The organism is Paraflavitalea sp. (assembly GCF_059502485.1).
Genome location: NZ_JCACET010000010.1, coordinates 1,374,912 through 1,393,520 on the forward strand (window position 1 = coordinate 1,374,912; position 18,609 = coordinate 1,393,520).

At 46.8% G+C, this 18,609-nt stretch carries 19 protein-coding genes; 6 read left to right on the plus strand and 13 right to left on the minus strand.

The annotated features are described in order from the left end of the window. Nucleotides 1-9: 9 nt before the first annotated feature. The 4 genes from AC5JBY_RS22695 to AC5JBY_RS22710 all read right to left on the minus strand — a co-directional run bounded on the left by AC5JBY_RS22695 (nt 10) and on the right by AC5JBY_RS22710 (nt 4,499). Complete coding sequence (locus AC5JBY_RS22695; protein WP_495906948.1) at nt 10-1,032, minus strand: Smr/MutS family protein; 1,023 nt, start codon at nt 1,030-1,032, stop codon at nt 10-12. Between the two features lie 75 nt (nt 1,033-1,107). After that, nucleotides 1,108-1,746 carry an HD domain-containing protein gene (locus AC5JBY_RS22700; protein ID WP_495906949.1) on the minus strand — a complete coding sequence of 213 codons (639 nt, stop codon included), beginning with the start codon at nt 1,744-1,746 and terminating at the stop codon, nt 1,108-1,110. Nucleotides 1,747-1,748: 2 nt separating this feature from the next. After that, nucleotides 1,749-3,473, minus strand: coding sequence for an amino acid permease (locus AC5JBY_RS22705; protein WP_495906950.1), 1,725 nt, complete (start codon nt 3,471-3,473; stop codon nt 1,749-1,751). 60 nt (nt 3,474-3,533) lie between these two features. Continuing rightward, on the minus strand, nt 3,534-4,499 hold the full coding sequence (locus AC5JBY_RS22710; RefSeq protein ID WP_495906951.1) for a polyprenyl synthetase family protein: 966 nt from the start codon (nt 4,497-4,499) through the stop codon (nt 3,534-3,536). Between the two features lie 64 nt (nt 4,500-4,563). Between AC5JBY_RS22710 and AC5JBY_RS22715 the strand changes: the two genes are divergently transcribed. The 5 genes from AC5JBY_RS22715 (at nt 4,564) to AC5JBY_RS22735 (ending at nt 8,686) form a co-directional block, all read left to right on the plus strand. Further along, nucleotides 4,564-5,148 carry a M23 family metallopeptidase gene (locus AC5JBY_RS22715; RefSeq protein WP_495906952.1) on the plus strand — a complete coding sequence of 195 codons (585 nt, stop codon included), beginning with the start codon at nt 4,564-4,566 and terminating at the stop codon, nt 5,146-5,148. 113 nt (nt 5,149-5,261) lie between these two features. After that, nucleotides 5,262-6,074 (plus strand): oxidoreductase, encoded by an 813-nt coding sequence (locus AC5JBY_RS22720; RefSeq protein WP_495906953.1) that lies wholly within the window; start codon nt 5,262-5,264, stop codon nt 6,072-6,074. A gap of 11 nt (nt 6,075-6,085) precedes the next feature. Then, nucleotides 6,086-6,895 carry a helix-turn-helix domain-containing protein gene (locus tag AC5JBY_RS22725; protein WP_495906954.1) on the plus strand — a complete coding sequence of 270 codons (810 nt, stop codon included), beginning with the start codon at nt 6,086-6,088 and terminating at the stop codon, nt 6,893-6,895. Nucleotides 6,896-6,957: 62 nt separating this feature from the next. Continuing rightward, nucleotides 6,958-8,043 carry a DUF3500 domain-containing protein gene (locus AC5JBY_RS22730; protein WP_495906955.1) on the plus strand — a complete coding sequence of 362 codons (1,086 nt, stop codon included), beginning with the start codon at nt 6,958-6,960 and terminating at the stop codon, nt 8,041-8,043. A 31-nt stretch (nt 8,044-8,074) separates the two neighbouring features. Next, a complete protein-coding gene (locus tag AC5JBY_RS22735; protein ID WP_495906956.1) occupies nt 8,075-8,686 on the plus strand; it encodes a hypothetical protein in 612 nt (203 codons plus the stop codon). Nucleotides 8,687-8,721: 35 nt separating this feature from the next. Here AC5JBY_RS22735 and rnr read toward each other — a convergent pair whose 3' ends face one another. The 6 genes from rnr to AC5JBY_RS22765 form a co-directional block, all read right to left on the minus strand. Further along, nucleotides 8,722-10,806: a ribonuclease R gene (rnr, locus tag AC5JBY_RS22740; RefSeq protein ID WP_495906957.1), complete on the minus strand. Its 2,085-nt coding sequence runs from the start codon at nt 10,804-10,806 to the stop codon at nt 8,722-8,724. Nucleotides 10,807-10,816: 10 nt separating this feature from the next. After that, the gene (gene lpxK / locus AC5JBY_RS22745; RefSeq protein ID WP_495906958.1) at nt 10,817-11,893 is read right to left on the minus strand and encodes a tetraacyldisaccharide 4'-kinase; all 1,077 of its coding nucleotides are present in this window, start codon (nt 11,891-11,893) and stop codon (nt 10,817-10,819) included. Then, nucleotides 11,883-12,452, minus strand: a complete 570-nt coding sequence (locus tag AC5JBY_RS22750) for a 5-formyltetrahydrofolate cyclo-ligase (protein ID WP_495906959.1) — start codon at nt 12,450-12,452, stop codon at nt 11,883-11,885. Before AC5JBY_RS22750 ends, lpxK begins: the two co-directional genes overlap by 11 nt. Then, nucleotides 12,449-13,078 (minus strand): dethiobiotin synthase, encoded by a 630-nt coding sequence (gene bioD / locus AC5JBY_RS22755; protein WP_495906960.1) that lies wholly within the window; start codon nt 13,076-13,078, stop codon nt 12,449-12,451. The genes AC5JBY_RS22750 and bioD overlap by 4 nt, the downstream gene beginning before the upstream one ends. 75 nt (nt 13,079-13,153) lie before the next feature. Further along, nucleotides 13,154-13,693: an RsmD family RNA methyltransferase gene (locus tag AC5JBY_RS22760; protein ID WP_495906961.1), complete on the minus strand. Its 540-nt coding sequence runs from the start codon at nt 13,691-13,693 to the stop codon at nt 13,154-13,156. Beyond that, nucleotides 13,684-14,532 (minus strand): DUF3822 family protein, encoded by an 849-nt coding sequence (locus AC5JBY_RS22765; RefSeq protein ID WP_495906962.1) that lies wholly within the window; start codon nt 14,530-14,532, stop codon nt 13,684-13,686. Before AC5JBY_RS22765 ends, AC5JBY_RS22760 begins: the two co-directional genes overlap by 10 nt. Before the next feature lie 101 nt (nt 14,533-14,633). Here AC5JBY_RS22765 and AC5JBY_RS22770 point away from each other — a divergent pair, with 101 nt between their 5' ends. After that, the gene (locus AC5JBY_RS22770; RefSeq protein WP_495906963.1) at nt 14,634-16,007 is read left to right on the plus strand and encodes an MATE family efflux transporter; all 1,374 of its coding nucleotides are present in this window, start codon (nt 14,634-14,636) and stop codon (nt 16,005-16,007) included. Here the strand turns inward: AC5JBY_RS22770 and AC5JBY_RS22775 are convergent, their stop codons facing one another. The 3 genes from AC5JBY_RS22775 to AC5JBY_RS22785 form a co-directional block, all read right to left on the minus strand. After that, nucleotides 16,008-16,364: a dihydroneopterin aldolase gene (locus AC5JBY_RS22775; RefSeq protein WP_495906964.1), complete on the minus strand. Its 357-nt coding sequence runs from the start codon at nt 16,362-16,364 to the stop codon at nt 16,008-16,010. A gap of 107 nt (nt 16,365-16,471) precedes the next feature. After that, complete coding sequence (gene trxB / locus AC5JBY_RS22780; RefSeq protein WP_495906965.1) at nt 16,472-17,410, minus strand: thioredoxin-disulfide reductase; 939 nt, start codon at nt 17,408-17,410, stop codon at nt 16,472-16,474. Nucleotides 17,411-17,646: 236 nt separating this feature from the next. Beyond that, nucleotides 17,647-18,516, minus strand: a complete 870-nt coding sequence (locus tag AC5JBY_RS22785; RefSeq protein WP_495906966.1) for a DUF4249 family protein — start codon at nt 18,514-18,516, stop codon at nt 17,647-17,649. Between the last annotated feature and the right edge of the window lie 93 nt (nt 18,517-18,609).

The following is an 18,609-nucleotide window of genomic DNA, read 5'->3' on the forward strand; positions in this document are numbered from 1 at the left end:
AAGGTACAATTAATACTGGAAGTAGATCTCCGTGGCACCGTAGCCGTAGGCCGGGTGGTATTTATTGAAGAAGCTCTTCACTTCTTTCTTGTACTTTAATATTTCGTGGATCTCGTCGCGCAACTTACCACTGCCTACACCATGGATGGCGATGAAGGCAGGCTTGTGGTGCAGGATCGCGAGGTCGAGATATTTCTCGAAGGTGCGAAGTTGCAGGTCGAGCTTTTCGAAGTTGTCCAACGCATCCGGATCGGGTGTCAGCTTTTCAATGTGAAGGTCTATCTCATTTTTAGCTGGCTCCAGGTTCTGGCGGGTTTGGGATACGTCGTATACCTTAAAGCCCTTTTTTCCCAAAACACTTACATCAATGCTGGGTTCCTCTACCCGTGGCGGGTAAGTATCAAACAGCTTATAAGAAAACATAGCCTCGCCTTTTTGCTTCAGTTCCTCAATACGGGCAAAGACTTGTTTAGGCTTCAGCTTCAGGGATGCCTCATAATATTCCGCCTTGTTCTTATCGGGTGTCATCAACGAGAACTCGAAGGAGAAGGTGGGACTATCGTTGAGGTTTTCGAACGGTACATCATGCAGGTAGAAGTCCTCGAAGGGGTGCACCTGATTGGGCAGTTCAAAGGATGTTTCCCCCTGATAATTGAGCTTATAAATGAACTTATAGCCTGTGTGTGTTCTGTTGATCAGTCGTACTTTCAATTCTTCCACCACATCATCCCCAAACTCATCGGGCACCATCACCGGTATGAAGATGAGCCATACACCATCCACCACTTTGTCCTTGACGATCTTTTTCTCGCGCGGGAGATCGTCGATGTATTTCTTTTTGGGCTTGTTATCCGGAACAATCTTCTTCTGTGTAAACTGTTTGAAATACGGAAAATCCAACTGGTCTGTGTAAGCCGGGAATTTCACGCCACGCACATCGACCATTACCATCTTGTCGTTGATTATATCCACTACTTCTCCGTCGTCATTGGAGTGGAGCACCACCACTTTATCGCCTATCTGAAATTTCATGGTGCAAAATTATTATAATTCGCGGAAATGGGGAGCGAATAGGGTGTAGCCAGCCGCGAGCGAGTGGGAAATCTCTTAGATATACGCTTGTAGTTCTTTTTCCATATTTGTGCGGGCCCGGGCTTCGTATTGTTCTCGGAAGACGGCTGTGTGAAAAATATAGGTAGTTTGCAGGGTTTGCTGCAAAAAAGCCTTTCTGCCGGGCTTGTAGAGCTTATCGGGGTATATTTTGTATTCCCGGCGCACCTGGCCGGTGTATGTACTATAAGCCTCCCAGGGCGCCGCTAAGATGGCCATATCGAAATCGAGGAAAAAGGTCAGGTCCGTCTTGTTGGACGCCGTTTCGGGCACCTGATGGGTTTTAGTGGCCTCGATAAACAACGCGACAGCTTCCACCCTGCTGGCAGGCACACCTAATTCCGTAAGGCGCTTAACTGCACGTACAGCGCTTCGCTGCTCATTGTCTTTGCGCAGAACGTTGTATATGATGTCGTGGTAAAAGATGGCAAAATGTACCAGGTCTTTATCCTGCAGATATTGCTCATACTGCTCCGATAAGCCGATCAGTTCACGAATATGCTGCAGGTTGTGGTAATGCCGGCTGGAACCAGTGTACTTCCGGTGAAGCTCTTTGTACAGCGTTTCCATCAATTCAGCATTGCTGGTATACCTGCTACACAGGATGAACCATATCTCTTTAAGATCGGCTGACATTTTTAGCCCTTGGCCAGTTTGCTTTTACGATAGCCGTAGGCAAAGTAGATCACCAGTCCTATCGCCAACCAACCTATGAACCATACCCAGTTGCTCTTGGTCATACCAGTAAGGAGGTATAAACAGGTGGTAACCCCCATAAGTGGTATCAGTGAGTACTCTTTAAAGATGGTTATAATGCTCAGTATGATACAAACGAGCCAGAAGATGATAAGCGATATCTTGGGGATAGCAAGGTCCATAAATGTTACTTCTCCTGCTGCATAATCAGCATCGCCCGAGAAGTCATAATTGAACAGGTCGCCAAAGTAGTTATCAGTCAACGCAACCAGGATGATCATACTACCGAATACGATTACAGGATAGATAAACTTTCCGTTGATGTAGGGCATGTTAAACCGTCCGGGCACTTTTTCTTTACGTGGCAGCAGCAATACACCACCACATACCAGCACAAAGGCAAACAGGGTGGCGATGCTCGTGAAGTCCAATACAAATGATTTATCGGTAAACAGGATGGGAATACCCACTACCAAACCGGTAAGTATGGTGGCAAAGGAAGGTGTTTTGAATTTGTGGTGAATACGCTGAAATACAGGAGGCAACAATCCGTCGCGGCTCATGCTCATCCAGATACGCGGCTGCCCCATCTGGAATACCAGCATTACGCTTGTCATGGCCACCACCGCACAAGCTGCTACCAGCATTTGCATCCAACCTACTCCTTTTACTTCAAATATTTTAGCCAGCGGGTCTCCTACCCCTTCAAATTGGCGGTAGTTGACAACGCCCGTCAATACCAGTGCAAGCAGAATGTATACAATCGTACAAATAACCAGGGAATAAGACATGCCTTTGGGCAGATCACGCTGAGGATTTTTACTCTCCTCGGCCAGCACACTCACAGCATCAAATCCGATGTAAGCAAAGAATACACCTGACACTGCTGCCATAACACCACCAAAGCCATTGGGCATGAAGGAGGGCACGCCTGCATCATTTGCCGGGAACCAATTATCAGTATTGATGTAGGCTGCTCCTACAATGATCACCAACGCAACCACTACCAGCTTCAGGATCACCATGGCATTGCTGAAGTTGCGGGATTCTTTAATGCCCACATATACCAGCGCCGTGATAAGCATATTGATGATCAGGGCAGGCAGATCGAAAATGATACGCAGTCCGCCAACAATAGGGGCAGAGTTCCACGCATTGATCAACTCTGTATTGGATGAAGCATTGGCTACTGCCTTTTTAGCTTCGAGGTAACTGCACGTAAGGTAATCCGGTATATGCACATTGATCTTGTGCAACAAGGATGTAAAATAATCGCTCCAGGAGAAGGCTACATAGATGTTGCCAATGGAATACTCCATGACGAGGGCCCAGCCAATGATCCAGGCAAAGAGCTCGCCAAAGGATGCGTAGGCATAGGTATAAGCGCTACCGGCCACTGGGATGCGGCTGGCAAATTCTGAGTAACAAAATGCTGTAAATGCGCAGGCTATACCACAAATAATGAACAACACCACTACACCCGGACCGCCTTTAAAACAGGCTTCCCCGAGGCTGCTGAAGCTACCTGCTCCAATGATGGCCGCAATACCAAAGAATGTAAGGTCCCTTACAGTAAGTACTCTTTTTAATCCGGAACCGTGTTCCCCATCTCCTCCTTCTGCCAGTATTGAATCAACCTTTTTTGTACGGAACAATGAATTGGCCATGCTGGTGTTGGGTTTAAGGGGTGGAAATTAGGGAAAAGTCCGCTTTTGGCCAATAAGCAATCAATACTCGCGCTGAACGAGGAAGTGTGCCAGCTGTATCAAGGGTTCTTTGCGACCGGATATGATGGTGATATTGTCCAGGTGCTCAAAGGCGCTGGTGATGTATTTTTCTTTGAGGTCAAAGGCCCATTTGTCTACTCCCCCATCGCGGAAGATCTGGAGCACGCGGTCTACTTTATCTGCAGGATTTTCCTGCATCAGCCGCTTCAGTTCTTTTACCTGTACCGGCGTACAGGATTCAAGGGCTTTGATAACGAGGAAAGTCTTTTTATTGGACATAATGTCTCCTCCTACCTGCTTGCCGAACTTGGCGGGATCGCCAAATGCGTCGAGGTAGTCGTCCTGTACCTGGAAAGCAATGCCCAGTTCGCGTCCAAACGCATATAGCTCCTCCTGGTTGCCCCTGGAGGCGCCGCCGAGGATAGCACCCAGTTGCAGGCTGGCGGCCAGTAAAACCGAGGTTTTAAGCTCTATCATGCGAATGTATTCGTCGAGGTGCACTACTTCCTGTTTTTCAAAGTCCATATCCAGCTGCTGGCCTTCGCATACTTCTTTAGCAGTTTTATTGAAAAGGCTCACTATTTTCCGCTGATGTTCTGACTTCACTTTGTTGAGGTGATCGTAGGCTACTACCAGCATCACATCGCCAGCCAGCAGGGCAGTTGATTCACCGTATTTCTCATGAACGGTAGGCATATTCCTCCGCAAGGGGGCCTTGTCCATAATGTCGTCATGTATGAGCGTAAAGTTGTGGAAGAGCTCGATGGCAGTAGCCACATGCCATGCATCAGGCACAAGCTCATCAAACAGCTCATTGCCCATCAGGCAAAGGATCGGCCGCACTCTTTTGCCACCGAGACTCAGGAAGTACTCGTTGGGGTCATATAAGGATGCGGGCTGTTCCGGGAAATGCCTGATGCTGAACTTTTGTGTGAACTCTTTGGATAATGCTTCAAATGACTGCATGGTGGTGAGGTATGGGTTGCAAGATAGGCTGAAAATTGGTTATATTCATATCCAAACCCCTCGCATGAAAGTAGCCTTTGCACTTACCTTGATATTTCTTTCCTTTTCCGGCTTCAGCCAGTTATCGGATAGTGAAGTCATGGACCTGAAAACAGGCCGAAGGAAGGATGATACCAGTTATGTTTACTGGCTGCCTTATGCGGAGAAGAAAAGTTTTCTGTTGATACAGGCTTCCAACAGCAAGATGAGTCACCGGCAGGAGTTGTCACTCGACTTCAAAATGAAAAAGGGCAGCAAGATTTGCGCTGTACGTGATGGCGTGGTCATTGAAGCAAGGGGCGACAGTGATAAGGGTGGCTTAAAAGAAGAGAATCTTGCAGATGGAAACTATATCATCATTCGCCATCCCGATGGCAGTGTAGCCAAATACTGGCACCTCGAAAAGGATGGTGTTTTCGTGAAGGTGGGCGATGCTGTTCAAAAAGGGCAGCATATTGGTGCCTCAGGTAATACCGGCTATACTGCTTTCCCGCACTTACACTTTCAGATTAATGATGCTACCGGCCGGCAGATCTTAACACGGTTCTATACAAGGAGGGGCATTAAATATTTACGCCCCGGCAACTGGTATAAGTGTGTACACGACTGAGCTGTTCCCAACACTTCATGAGCTTTTGACAAAACTACCTTTGAGCTGCTGGCAAAAATCACCGGCCGGCATCGTGACGACCTTTGACATACAAACATTAAAAACGCTTAGGTATGAAAAAGGTAGTATTGGTGACCGGCGCCTCTGCCGGTATCGGCAAGGCCACCACCCTTGTCCTTGCTCAAAATGGTTATACGGTGTATGGTGCCGCCAGGCGGCTAACCCGTTTAAATGATCTTATTACACATGGCATCAAGCCGCTTGCCATGGACGTTACTGATGATGATTCGATGCAGGCAGGTATTGCCCACATTCTGACTGCTGAAAAAAGGATCGATATCCTCGTCAACAATGCAGGTTTTGGCTCTTATGGTGCTATTGAAGATGTGCCTCTCTCTGAGGCAAAGTATCAATTAGAAGTAAACCTCTTTGGGGCAGCCAGGTTGATCCAGTTGGTATTGCCTGTGATGCGCACGCAACGTAAGGGCAGCATCGTTAATATTTCCTCTATCGGCGGAAAAATAGCTACCCCGTTTGGCGGGTGGTATCATGCCAGTAAATTTGCACTGGAAGGACTCAGTGATTCGCTACGCAATGAAGTGAAGCCTTTTGGTATCGATGTGATCGTAATAGAGCCGGGTGGCATTAAATCGGAATGGGGCGGCATTGCTTTCGACAGTCTTGTAAAAACTTCGGGCGCTACTGCTTACCGGGAAATGGCCGGCAAGTTTGCCGATGCTTTCAAGGGAACAGAAAATAAAAACCCTGAACCGGAAGTTATTGGCCGTCTCGTCCTTAAAGCTGTTGAAGCAAAGAAACCTAAAGCCCGGTACGCTGTCGGTTACCTTGCCCATCTCACGCTGATAGCCCGCAAGTTGCTTTCGGATGGAATGATGGATAAACTAATGATGAGTCAAATTAAATAACACGTGTAATCATGCCAGCAATTACCGACAGAGCACAGTATAATATTCTATACTCGTGCATAGAGACGCAGAAGAGGGGCAATGAACAGTTTGTGCAAGAGCATGCACTGTGTTATATGATAGCCGGGGAGATACAGTTTCACACCAATGATGGTGTGCTCAAATACGGCGCAGGCAGTTTGGGGTTGATCAGGCGTAATCAACTGGCCAAATCGCTTAAACTGCCTGCTATTACCGGCGAACCTTTTACTTCTATCAGCATCCTGCTGCCACAAGAATTATTGCGGGCTTATAACCAAAAGCATGAGCTGACTGCGGCTGCCGTATATAAAGGCCCGAATATGATTGAACTGGATAAAGATCCATTCATTGCAGGCTTCTTTAATTCGTTGATGCCTTATTTCGATGCGCCTGATGAACTGACCGAAAAGCTGGCTGAACTTAAAACAGAAGAGGCTATTGCCTTGCTGTTGCGCCATGATGCACAATTGAAGGATATCCTGTTTGATTTTCATGAGCCGCACAAGATAGACCTGGCCACTTTCATGAACCGCCACTTCATGTACAATGTAACCATGAGCCGGTTTGCTACCTTATCGGGTCGCAGCCTTGCCACTTTTAAGCGTGACTTCAAAAAGCACTTTGATACTTCTCCTGAAAAATGGTTGCACCACAAACGGCTGGAACATGCGCATTACCTGCTGACGCAGAAGAAACAAAAGCCTTCTGATGTGTATCTCGAAGTGGGGTTTGAAAACTTCTCGCACTTCTCTACTTCGTTTAAGCAGCAGTTTGGTTATCCCCCCTCCAGTGTGCAGTAATATAAAGATGGGCCGCCTTTGGAAGGCACCTTTGGACAGTCGCTAAGAAATCAATAATTTACATGGCAACAACCGACATCATGCCCCGTAAATTATTGCTATTTGCCCTTGCTGTGTTTGCATTTGTTCATGTACAAAGCCAGGACCTTCATACAGAAATAAAGAAGTCTGTATCAGCTTTTGTGGATGGTCTTTCGACACTTCAGAAGAAAAGGGCACTGGTCGATTTCAGAGACACTATGCGTACGGAGTGGAATAACCTGCCGGTAGGGCTTCGCCCGCGTGTAGGTATCAATATTGGGAGCTTGTCTGATGATCAACGTAAACTATTGCACCGCATTCTTTCCGCTTCTTTAAGTTCTCAGGGATATTTGAAAGCTACCGGTATCATGCACATGGACAACCTGTTGAATGCCTACTATGATACTTTATTAAATCGCAAAGAGATCAATGATGGGCTTCACAAGCAGCTGCGGGCATTGCAATGGAGCCACCAACAATTTTACCTCGCCGTGTTCAGTAATCCTTCTACTGATAGTATTTGGGGCTTTAAGCTGGAAGGGCATCATCTTTCGCTAAACTTTACTTTTAATCGTCAACAGCTTGCTGTAACGCCTATGTTTGTGGGTAGTGACCCTGCTGAATATGGTATCACGGAATATGCCGGCTGGCGCATCCTTGGCCAGGAAGAAGACCTGGGTGTTAAGCTCATCAACGCTCTTTCGCCCGCACTTCAAAAGAAGGCCACGATGAGCGGAAACGTACCGGGGGATATTATCACCGCTGCCGAGAGTGGAAAACGGTTGATCGATTACTGGGGTGTAAAAGGTGATGTGCTTACTAAAGAGCAACAGGAGTTATTGAAAAGGATCATTCGTGAATTTGTTTATAACCTGGAATACGAAAAGGCTACTGCAGAATATGACAAGATCATCAAGGCAGGCATTGGCAATGTTTATTTTGGATGGATCGGCCCTTATGAGGAACATAAGGCTCATTACTTCGTGATCAATGGTCCTACTTTCCTCATTGAATTTGACAACAGTGGTTTTAACAACGATGGTAATCATATTCATGCCATCTGGCGTGAGAAAGGCAATGAATTTGGCGGTGATGTTTTAAAAAAGCATTACCAGGCCTCGCATTAGTATAGTCATCAAAACAATATAACCCCTAAACATGAATGCAAGATCACTCATCGCGTTTGTGCTATTAATTACAGGCATCCATTGTACAGCACAGTATTCCGAATCTTCCGATGATGTCAGAGACATTACCAGGGTCAACCTGATAAGTCCCGGTCTCGGCTATGAAAAGCGGGTAGGTAAATATCAAACGTTGTACCTGCAAGGCTTTTTAAGTTTATCCGGAGGTGTTGGTTATTCAAGTTCGCAGGGATTTCTGTCGCACTTTTATGTTGACCCTACGCTGTCACTGGAATATCGGTATTTTTATAATTTCCGGAGCCGGCAAGAACGTGGCAAAAGAGTAGATATGAATAGTGCAAATTACCTGTCGCCTTTTTTCCGGACAGTTTTTGCCAAGCGGGATTATGTGGATGAAATGGGAAACATCGATAGCAAGCGGAAGAACATCAATGCCGTAGGTGTCACCTGGGGGCTTCAGCGCAATTTCAATAGCCGTCTCTGCGTGGATGTAAATATTGGCGCAGGCTATATATTTGGAGGTGATAACTACGTGAACGATGGCGAGGTATTTACCCAAAGGGATGGTCAATTCTTTATTCCAACCCGCATTACACTTGGTTTCTGGTTAAATAAGAGGAAATAAAAAAGGGGCACTTATGTGCCCCCTATTTGTGTTTGTTATTTTTTCTTGCCCTTACCTCCGGGTCGACCTCCTTTCCCTTTGGCTGATTTTTTTGGTATCGGGTAAGCAGGCTTTTGCAGGTTGACTTCAACCTTATCATCGCCCGTGGTGGCGGTAATCACCCATTCGTAATCCAGTTGGCGCTTGCTGAGGTTGGCGGCAATTACTTTGATGCGTACTTTGTCGCCCATCCTGAATTTACGGCCGCTGCGCATGCCTGCGAGACTGTAATCTCCTTCAACAAGGCGGAAGTCATCATATTCCAACAGACTGTTGATGCTTACCAGGCCCTCGCATTTGTGCTCGATGGTCTCTACCCAGAACCCAAAGGCGGCCACGCCGCTGATGACACCTTCAAACTCATCGCCCAGGAAGTTCTGCATGTACTCCACTTGTTTGTATTTGTTGCCTGCCCGTTCAGATTCCATGGCACTGCGTTCTTTGTCGCTGCAGTGTTTGCATTTCTGCTCCATCTTCTTATCGGGCTCTATCTTCTCGTTCAGAATATCAAACAGCACCCGATGTACCAACACGTCAGGGTAACGACGGATCGGTGAGGTAAAGTGGCAGTAGTATTTAAAGCCCAACCCATAGTGTCCTATGTTCTCAGACGTGTAGATAGCTTTAGCCATGGTACGGATACCCAGTTGCTCCAGTACATGCTGCTCGGGTTTGCCCTGCACATCTTTCAACATCTGGTTGAATGACCGTGCTATACCTTCCGGTGATTTGGTATCGAACTCATGTCCGTATTTACGGGCAAATGCCGCAAAGGGTTCCAGCTTCATCTCATCGGGCGTATCGTGCACGCGGTAAGGGAAGGGTATATCCTTTTTGTTGAACTTGACCTTCGACACACTTTCTGCCACCGTACGGTTGGCCAGCAACATGAACTCTTCTATAAGTTGGTGTGCTTCTTTGCTTTCTTTGATCATGATGCCGATGGGCTTTCCTTTTTCATCCAGCTTGAAGCGTACTTCCTGTGATGAGAAGTTGATAGCTCCTTTCTTAAACCGCTGTTTGCGGAATTTCTGGGCAAGCTCATTCAGGATCAATACCTCGTCTTTGTATAAGCCTTCCTGCTGCTCGATGATCTCCTGCACCTGCTCATAGGTAAAGCGGTGATCGGAATGGATCACTGTTTTACCCAGCCAGTGTTGTTTCACCTCTCCTTTCGGAGTGATCTGGAAAATGGCCGAGAAAGTGAGCTTATCTTCTTTAGGCCGCAGGGAGCACAGCTCATTGGATATTCTTTCGGGCAGCATTGGCAGCACCCTGTCTGGCAGGTATACTGATGTAGCCCTGTTGTAGGCTTCTTTGTCCAGCGCAGTATCGGGCTCTACGTAATGGCCCACATCGGCAATGTGTACGCCTATTTCATAGTTGCCATTCTTCAATACTCGGAAGGAAATGGCGTCGTCGAAGTCTTTTGCATCCACCGGGTCAATGGTGAATGTAAGTATTTCGCGTACGTCTTTGCGGTTATCGATCTCTGACTGTGGTATGGTATCGGGTATGCGCTCAGTCTCTTCTATTACATCTTCAGGGAAGAACAGGGGGAACCCATTCTGCATGAGAATCTCCTTCATCGCCATATCGTTGGCATCACCCTTTTCCATGACCTGTACTACTTCGCCTACAGGCTTTTTGTTGGGCTGCCACTCTACGATGCGCACTATTACCTGGTCGTTGTCTTTTGCTTCTTTAAGGTTGTTGAGCGGTACAAAGATGTCGGGCATCGGCTTGTCGACATCGGCAATAAAGAAGGCAAAGGTCTTCCCTATTTCTATTTTGCCCAGGAACTCGGTCTGCTTGCGCTGTACCACTTCCACTACTTTGCCCTGCTGGCGACCGCTTTGTCTGCCGCCGCTGTTGACCACTCTTACCCGCACGGTATCACCGTGAAGGGCTGTATTAAAATCGCCGGGGCGCACCAGTATGTCATTGTCTGCATTGGGTATCACTACATACCCTACTCCGGACCGTGTAATGTCCAGCACTCCTTTGAGTGTATCCTGGTCGTTGAACGATTTTTTCTTCTTACTCTTGTTCTTATTCTTCTTTGATTGTTTCTTACTCATCCGTAAGTGTTTAAGACCTGTATGTAAATTCCTGAATGAATTTAGTGATTAAATCACTAAATACCTGCTGTTCGTTGAAGAGGAACTGCACTTCGATCGGAATTACATAGACAGGCAATTCTTTTAATTGTTGTTCAAATTTCACCAGCCGTACTGCATCTTTTTCGGTGGTGAGCATGATCTTGTTAGGTGCCTGGATGGCATCGAGGCGCTTGATCATGTCTTTCAGATCATCAATGGAGAAGATGTGATGATCGCTGTAGGGGATCTCATAGTAGGTTTTGGTTACTTCCTGCAGATATCTTTTAAGGGGTGCAGGATTGGCGATGCCGCTTACCAGCAATACTTCCATGGAATCGTTGAGGAGCTGTTCATTCCTGTGGAGGATGTGATAAGGGACGCCATAGCGTATGGTGGAAAAGAATACCCGCTGGTGCGGCAGTGGGTTCAGCTCTTCCAGGATGGCTTTTCTTTCTTCTTCGGAAAGGTTGGGCCTGCACTTGGTGACTACCATTATATCGGCACGCTTGTAGCTATTCTTTTCGTCGCGAAGGTCGCCGGTAGGCAAAAACCAGTCGCGGGTGAAGAGATTGCTATAATCTGTGAGCACGATGTTAAGACCCGCTTTCACGGTACGGTGCTGGAAAGCATCATCCAGCACGATCACTTTTGTATCGGGTTTATCATGCAGCAACTGGGGTATGGCCACCACTCTTTCTTCACCTACTGCAATGGTTACGTCCGGAAATTTGAGGTGGAACTGCATGGGTTCGTCGCCTATTTCCAGCGCAGTGGTGCGCGGCCCGGCGAGGGCATAGCCCCGGGTCTTGCGTTTGTATCCTCTGCTTAGTACTGCCACTTCCATATTGCTGTGCAGGTGCTTCAGCAAAAACTCTACCATGGGTGATTTCCCGGTGCCTCCTGCCGAAAGGTTGCCCACGCAAATAACCGGTAGGTTGAAGGAGGAGGATTTAAGGATGTTCTTATCAAAAAGTCTGTTGCGCAACCATATTACAGCGCCATAAACAAGTGAGACAGGAAACAGCAGGATCCGTATTGGCCGTAGCAAGGGTGCATTAAAATTCATAAATACGATACGGTGTGATACAAAAGTTTAAAGGTACATCATATTGGTTGATGTCTTCGATGCCCCGTATAGCCTCGAAGAAGGAGAATCCAACGCGTATTATATCGTGCCGGCAGCGGGCCATATAACGATCGTAATATCCTTTGCCATAGCCTACGCGGTATCCTTTTTCATCAAAGGCAACGAGGGGTACAAAGATCACGTCAAGCAATTCAGGGGCTATGGTATCGCCGCTGATGGGCTCCAGTACATTGTAGCGGTTCTTGGTAAACAGGCCGCCTCTTTGTACCAGCGTGGCTTCCATTTCGGAGGAATGTTCTTCGATGCGGGGCCAGGCCGTTTGCAGGGAAGGGTTTTGCTGCTTGAGCATGTCTTCACACACGGAGACATCAAATTCGCGCCTTGCCAGCAGGGGTGAATAGGACATCAGGTATTTAACAGGGGGGAAGGTTAACTTCTTAAAGTTAAACGCCATGAGGGCGGTTTGCTGTTGCAGGTCTTCTTCGGGAATATCCATCCTGCGTTGCAGGTAGTCTTTTCTAACGGTTTTTTTTATCATAGAAATCCTTTCAGTTGCTTTTGTAGTGCAGCCGTCTGAGCCTCGATAAATTTCCCGTTTTCTGTTTTCATATATGGTACAGATGCTATCAGTGGGTAGTTGCTCCAGCGTACAATCTCTTCTTCATAGTGAAGGTACTGATCATTGAATATCCACCCTATCACCGGCAAATCCATCTCCCTGCACACGCGGGCAGTCAATAATGAGTGATTGATGCTCCCCAGGTAATTGCGACTGACCAATATCACTTTCGCACCCAGGGCTTTTATCAGGTCTGCCACAAATTCAGTTCCGTTTAACGGAACGAGTAATCCTCCAGCCCCTTCGATGATCAAATTACGACTAATTGGCGGAACCTGTTCACAAATTTTTTGAATGGATATGTCAATGCCTTCTTCACGCGCTGCTATGTGTGGCGATGCAGGCATTTTAAGTTTGTATACTTCGGGATGTATTATAGAAGCTGTACCCTTAAGCGTATTCTGTACATACTCACTATCGGTACCGTCTTCATATCCTGCCTGGATGGGCTTCCAGTAATCTGCTTCCAGTGCTTTGGCAAGCAGGGCTGAGATAAAAGTTTTACCGATGCCGGTTCCTATTCCTGTGATGAAAATCTTGTTCATGATAAAGGCTTTTAGCTATTAGCTTTTAGCCTTTAGCTGTTAGCTAACAGCCAATACCTAACAGCTAATGCCTATTTACTTATTTACAAAAATGCTGAAAATTGTAGTTCCGTAGTTGCGGGCGGTAACGAAGAGTGGGTAGTTTTCGTAATTGTTGCGGGGAGTATGCTCCAAAACAAACCAGCCGTTGGGTTTTAATAATTGTTTTTCTGCGATCTTTTTAGGCAGTTCATCGATCGTGGTCAATGCGTAGGGAGGTCCGGCGAAGATGAAGTCGAACTTATCCGTGCATTGTTCCAGGAATTTGAACACCTCCATTTTGATCACCTTGAAGTTCTCGAGCTTCAGGTCTTGTGATGTCTTTTTAATGAACTCGTACATGGCTGTATCTTTCTCCACGATGGTAAGGTCTTCTGCTCCACGGGAAGCCAGCTCGTAGCTGATGCTGCCTGTGCCGCCAAAGATGTCCAGCGTTTTGAGGGAAGCGATGTCGAGGTTGTTCTGTAAAATGTTGAAGAGCCCTTCTTTAGCAATATCCGTAGTGGGTCGGGTATGCGGCATTTTAGCCGGCGGGTTGATGCGCCGTCCTCCTAATTCTCCACTGATTATACGCATAGGGCCATGTTCAGCAAGGGTGAAAAATAATGCGCCGGATATGCCTCAAATGCTTCGTGCAGCCGTGAGCTGGCGGTTGGCGCCTCCCACTCCATACGGAGGAAGTATTTGAAGAGCTCCTGGTATAGTTTGGATTGCTCATCGAGCAAGCCGGATATTTTAAGTATCACCTTTTCGTTGTCGAGACTGAAGCGGTCGCACAGCGCCAACAACTGGTACGATACGTCGTCGGGCGTATCGTAATTATAGGTCTGTATTAGTTGAAGGGCATTATTCTTGAATACTGCCGCCACGATCCTGTCGGATGCTACCACTACTTTAATCACTCCATCGCCGTATGTTCCTTTTTCTATGCCGGAAAGCATAATAGTATAGTAGTGCCAGTATTTGCCTGCAGCAAATTTGTGCTGCATAAGGGCGTGAGCCTCACGGGGTATGCGGTAGATATTGTATACGTTCCAGCCGGGTACTTTTTCACTGAGCAGCAGTCCCTTGTGGGCATTGCCAAAGATCAGTTCCGTAACCGGCTTATTCAATTCAATATGAAAGAGTTTCTCGGGTAGCAGGTTGCTGTCGGTATAATGATAGATGACGAATGCTTCGCGGTAATGAAGCTGCAGTAGCTCATCGCCGGCCAAGATTTCCTGTAAAGCCTCCATTACCGGTTTGCCGGGCATGAAATCGAGGTTATACTGGCGCAGCCCCATAAACCGCTGCTGCTGCTTGTTGTATAACACATAACTAAATACCTTTTCACCCACTTCCATGAGTAACAGGCTATTCTGTATGTCTTCCTGCCGGTTTGTTTCCGGTATGATATCGAATGTGGCTTTGAGCATATTTATTTGGAGGTGCAATAATACACGAATTGTGCCATACGTGCGCTATTTTTGCAGGTTCCCAAAAGCACATGAGCATTAAGGGGGTAGCTAATTAAGTTATGGCCACTGTTTTATCAGATGATCTACGGGTAGAAGTTTCCAACCGTCAAATATTGAAGATCGCATTGCCGATCAGCTTTGCTTTACTGGTACCTCAGATTAATTTTATTACGAATAATATTTTCCTGGGCGGGCTGGGTGAACAGGAATTGGGCACCGCCGGCCTGACGGGTGTATATTATCTCATTTTCGCTGCTATTGGTGCTGGTTTGAACAATGGGTTGCAGGCATTGATCTCACGCCGTGCCGGGGAAAACCGCGTAGAAGAGATCGGTAAACTGTTTTCGCAAGGTGTACGGATCGCGCTCACCATTGCCGTAATTGGTATTGCCATTACTTACCTGCTGGCTCCTGCCATTTTGAAGTTCTCGCTGCATGATGAAAACGTGCTGAAGCAATCCATGAGCTTCCTGTATATCCGCATCTGGGGATTGCCTTTCTTATTTATTTACCAGATGCGCAATGCGCTGCTGGTAGGCACCAACCAAAGTAAGTATCTCGTGATCGGTACGATAGCAGAGACTGTCGCTAATATTTTCTTTGACTATACGCTCATCTATGGCAAGCTCGGGTTTCCTCATTTGGGCTTCAACGGCGCCGCTATTGCTTCAGTGATTGCTGAAGCCACCGGCATGTTTGTGGTGTTTGCCGTGATCCACCGAAAAGGGATCAGCAAACGTTTTTCTCTATATAAGCACTTCAAGTACAATAAAGCTATTTCCAGGCTCATTCTGGTACAGTCTTCTCCACTTATTTTTCAACATGCCATCAGCATCATCAGCTGGATATTCTTTTATATCCTCATCGAGCGGCATGGTTATTCCGCCGGACATAGCAACCGCGACCTGGCTATTTCCAATGCCATGCGCAACCTGTTTGGTTTCTTCGGGGTGTTTACCTGGGCTTTCGCTGCTACTTCCAATACAATGGTGAGCAACATCATTGGCCAGGGCAGAAAAGACCTCGTGATCACGCTGGTAAAAAAGATCGTGCGTCTTAGTTTCAGCATTGCTGTAGTTGTTGCGATCCTGCTAAACATTTTCCCACAGGTACTGCTATCTGTTTATGGACAAGACCCAGGTTTCATTACTGATGCAATCCCTGTTGTAAGAGTGGTATCGTGTGCACTGGTATTGATGTCCTTTTCTACCATATGGCTGAACGCTGTAACCGGCACCGGTAATTCGACGGTAAACCTGGGCATTGAAGCCGTAGCTATTATTCTTTATAGCACCTACGTATACCTCGTGTTGGAAGTATTCAACCTGTCCATTATCTGGGGCTGGATGTCTGAGGGGCTATACTGGATTTCCATGTTTACCCTCTCCTATTGGTATATTAGAAGTGGAAAATGGAAGAAGAAGGAGATATAGCTACTCAAACTTTTTGTGCATGGTGATGCCCAGCTTGCCCTGTATGTTTTCGATGGGTGGCTCTAATTTGTAAATGGAGATGATGATCTCGGTAGTGAATGGGTATTGATGTTTGAGCTTCCGGATGATGCCTTCGGCAACTTTTTCCAGTAAGGGAGTTGGTACCTTCATCCTTTGTTTTACCACCTCAAATACATCCACATAATTGATGGTATTCTTCAGGTCGTCGAACTTAACATGCCCCTCGTCGTACGATATTTTCAGGCTTACCTCGTAAGGGCTTCCTGTTTTCTGTTCACCTTCATAAAGACCATGATACGCCTGTAACCTAATGTTGTGCAGCTCAATAGTAACCATACATGAAATTTGGTCCCCGCCTTGCGGAACGGGGGCCAAATTAGAAAGAAGTAAGGAATTGTAATGTTATTTTTTCGGTTGCAACACAGTATTTCTACTAATTGCAATTAAACCAACCCTTTGGCTGACAGGTAACGTTCTGCATCAAGGGCAGCCATACAGCCGCTACCGGCGGCCGTTACAGCCTGGCGATAGATCTTATCCTGTACGTCGCCTGCAGCAAATACGCCTTCCACATTTGTTTTGGAAGTACCGGGAATGGTTTTGATATAGCCTGCTTCATCCATGTCGAGGAATGGTTTGAAAACAGCTGAATTGGGTTCATGCCCAATGGCCACAAAGAAACCACTGATGGGAATTGTTTGTGATTCGTTGGTCTTGATATTCTTAATACGTACCGAATCCACTTTGTTCTCTCCTACTACTTCTTCGGTTTCCGTATTCCAATATACTTTAATGTTTGGTGTACGTTGTACTCTTTCCTGCATCACCTTGGAAGCGCGCATGCTATCACGGCGTACGAACATATGCACTGTAGTTGCCAGTTTAGACAGGTAAAGAGCTTCTTCTGCAGCTGTATCGCCTGCTCCTACTATCGCCACTTCTTTACCACGGAAGAAAAAGCCATCGCACACGGCGCAGGCGCTAACGCCAAAGCCATTGAGGCGTTGTTCGCTTTCCAGGCCCAGCCATTTGGCAGAAGCTCCGGTTGCAATGATTACTGCATCTGCTTCCAGCAGCTTCTCATCATCGATCCATACTTTAAATGGCTGCTGAGAGAAGTCTACTTTAGTAGCCAGTCCAAAGCGGATATCTGCGCCCATGCGGGTAGCCTGTTTTTCGAAATGGATCATCATTTCGGGGCCTTGTACACCATCCGGATAACCGGGATAGTTCTCCACCTCGGTGGTGATCGTCAACTGACCGCCAGGCTGGATGCCCTGGTATAACACAGGTTTCATATTGGCCCTTGCGGCATAGATAGCTGCTGTATATCCTGCTGGTCCTGATCCTATAATTAAACAGTGTACTTTTTCACTTTCCATAGTAGCGTGTTAAAAAGAAATTTGGCAAAAATAAAGGCAAAAGGGTTATCAAAATGCCCGGTTTGGCAAACCTTGATTCCTTGTGCATAACCTTATTATAACAGTTAACGGGTTGATATGTTGACAGGTTGAAAAGGGCGGGAGCAGTTGAAAAGTTAATAAGTTGATAAGTTGACAGGACAAAAACTCGCAGTACCCCCCTTTTCAACCTTTAAACCTGTAAACTTATCAACTAATCATTGCGGGATGACCAACGTATAGTACTGAACAGCGTAGCCGCCAAAGTAACCCAGGCCGCCCCCTTTAATATTACTTAGCACCTTTACGGGTGATGAGAACGGGTTGCCGATGCTGCTATAATTGTACTCCATCGTACGCCAGAAGTCGAAAGTAGCTTTATCGATATTGCAGAGTTTGACCGTGACTATATCACCCCGGTAGAAGAAGGCATATTCCTCCAAATCGATCGACTGATTCCTGTCCACGCCATGTTCTATCTGGATATCATAGGTTTTCCCGTCCACGATCTGGTCGTCGAATACCGAATTTAGGCCGGGGTAGAAGAACTCTGCATTGGACTGAGTATAATACCGGATATAATTACCAAAGCCGGGCGGATCGGTGGTGCGGCTCATAACGATGACTTTCGATGAGTCGGGATTATTGGGTGCGGGCAGCCACCAAAGGGAATCGATCTTTTTGGTGAGTGCCGGGATGGTGGTAGTGGCTGTGTATTCCCTGCCTCCTGTTTTTACCTGCAGGGAGTAGCTTTTATTGAATTCGCCTTCAAAGGCTGTGGCCAGGTTGGCCGAGTCGATGGAGTAATAATATACTGTATAACCATTGTTAGCGGGGAAAGCATATTCCTTCAGGCGGTGTGTTTTGACACCATTGGACACATAGACCTCGGCATTGCGGATAAACGAGTTGGCCAGGGAATCGGGCGATAGTTCACTAAAGTAGTTGAGGCTGCGTGAAAGAATGACTGTGGGTGCCTCGCCATTCTCGATAGTAGCTTCTATGACCACTACGGGCTCTGCATTACGGGGCGTAAAGGTGATGGCTTTTTCGCAGGCAGCGAGGGCTACCAGCAGTATTAGTGCCATACTTATTCGCGCGATCATGCTCATACGCTATAAAGATAGCAACAAAAAGCCCGGCAGGTTTTCACCATACCGGGCTTTTATTTGATTAACGTA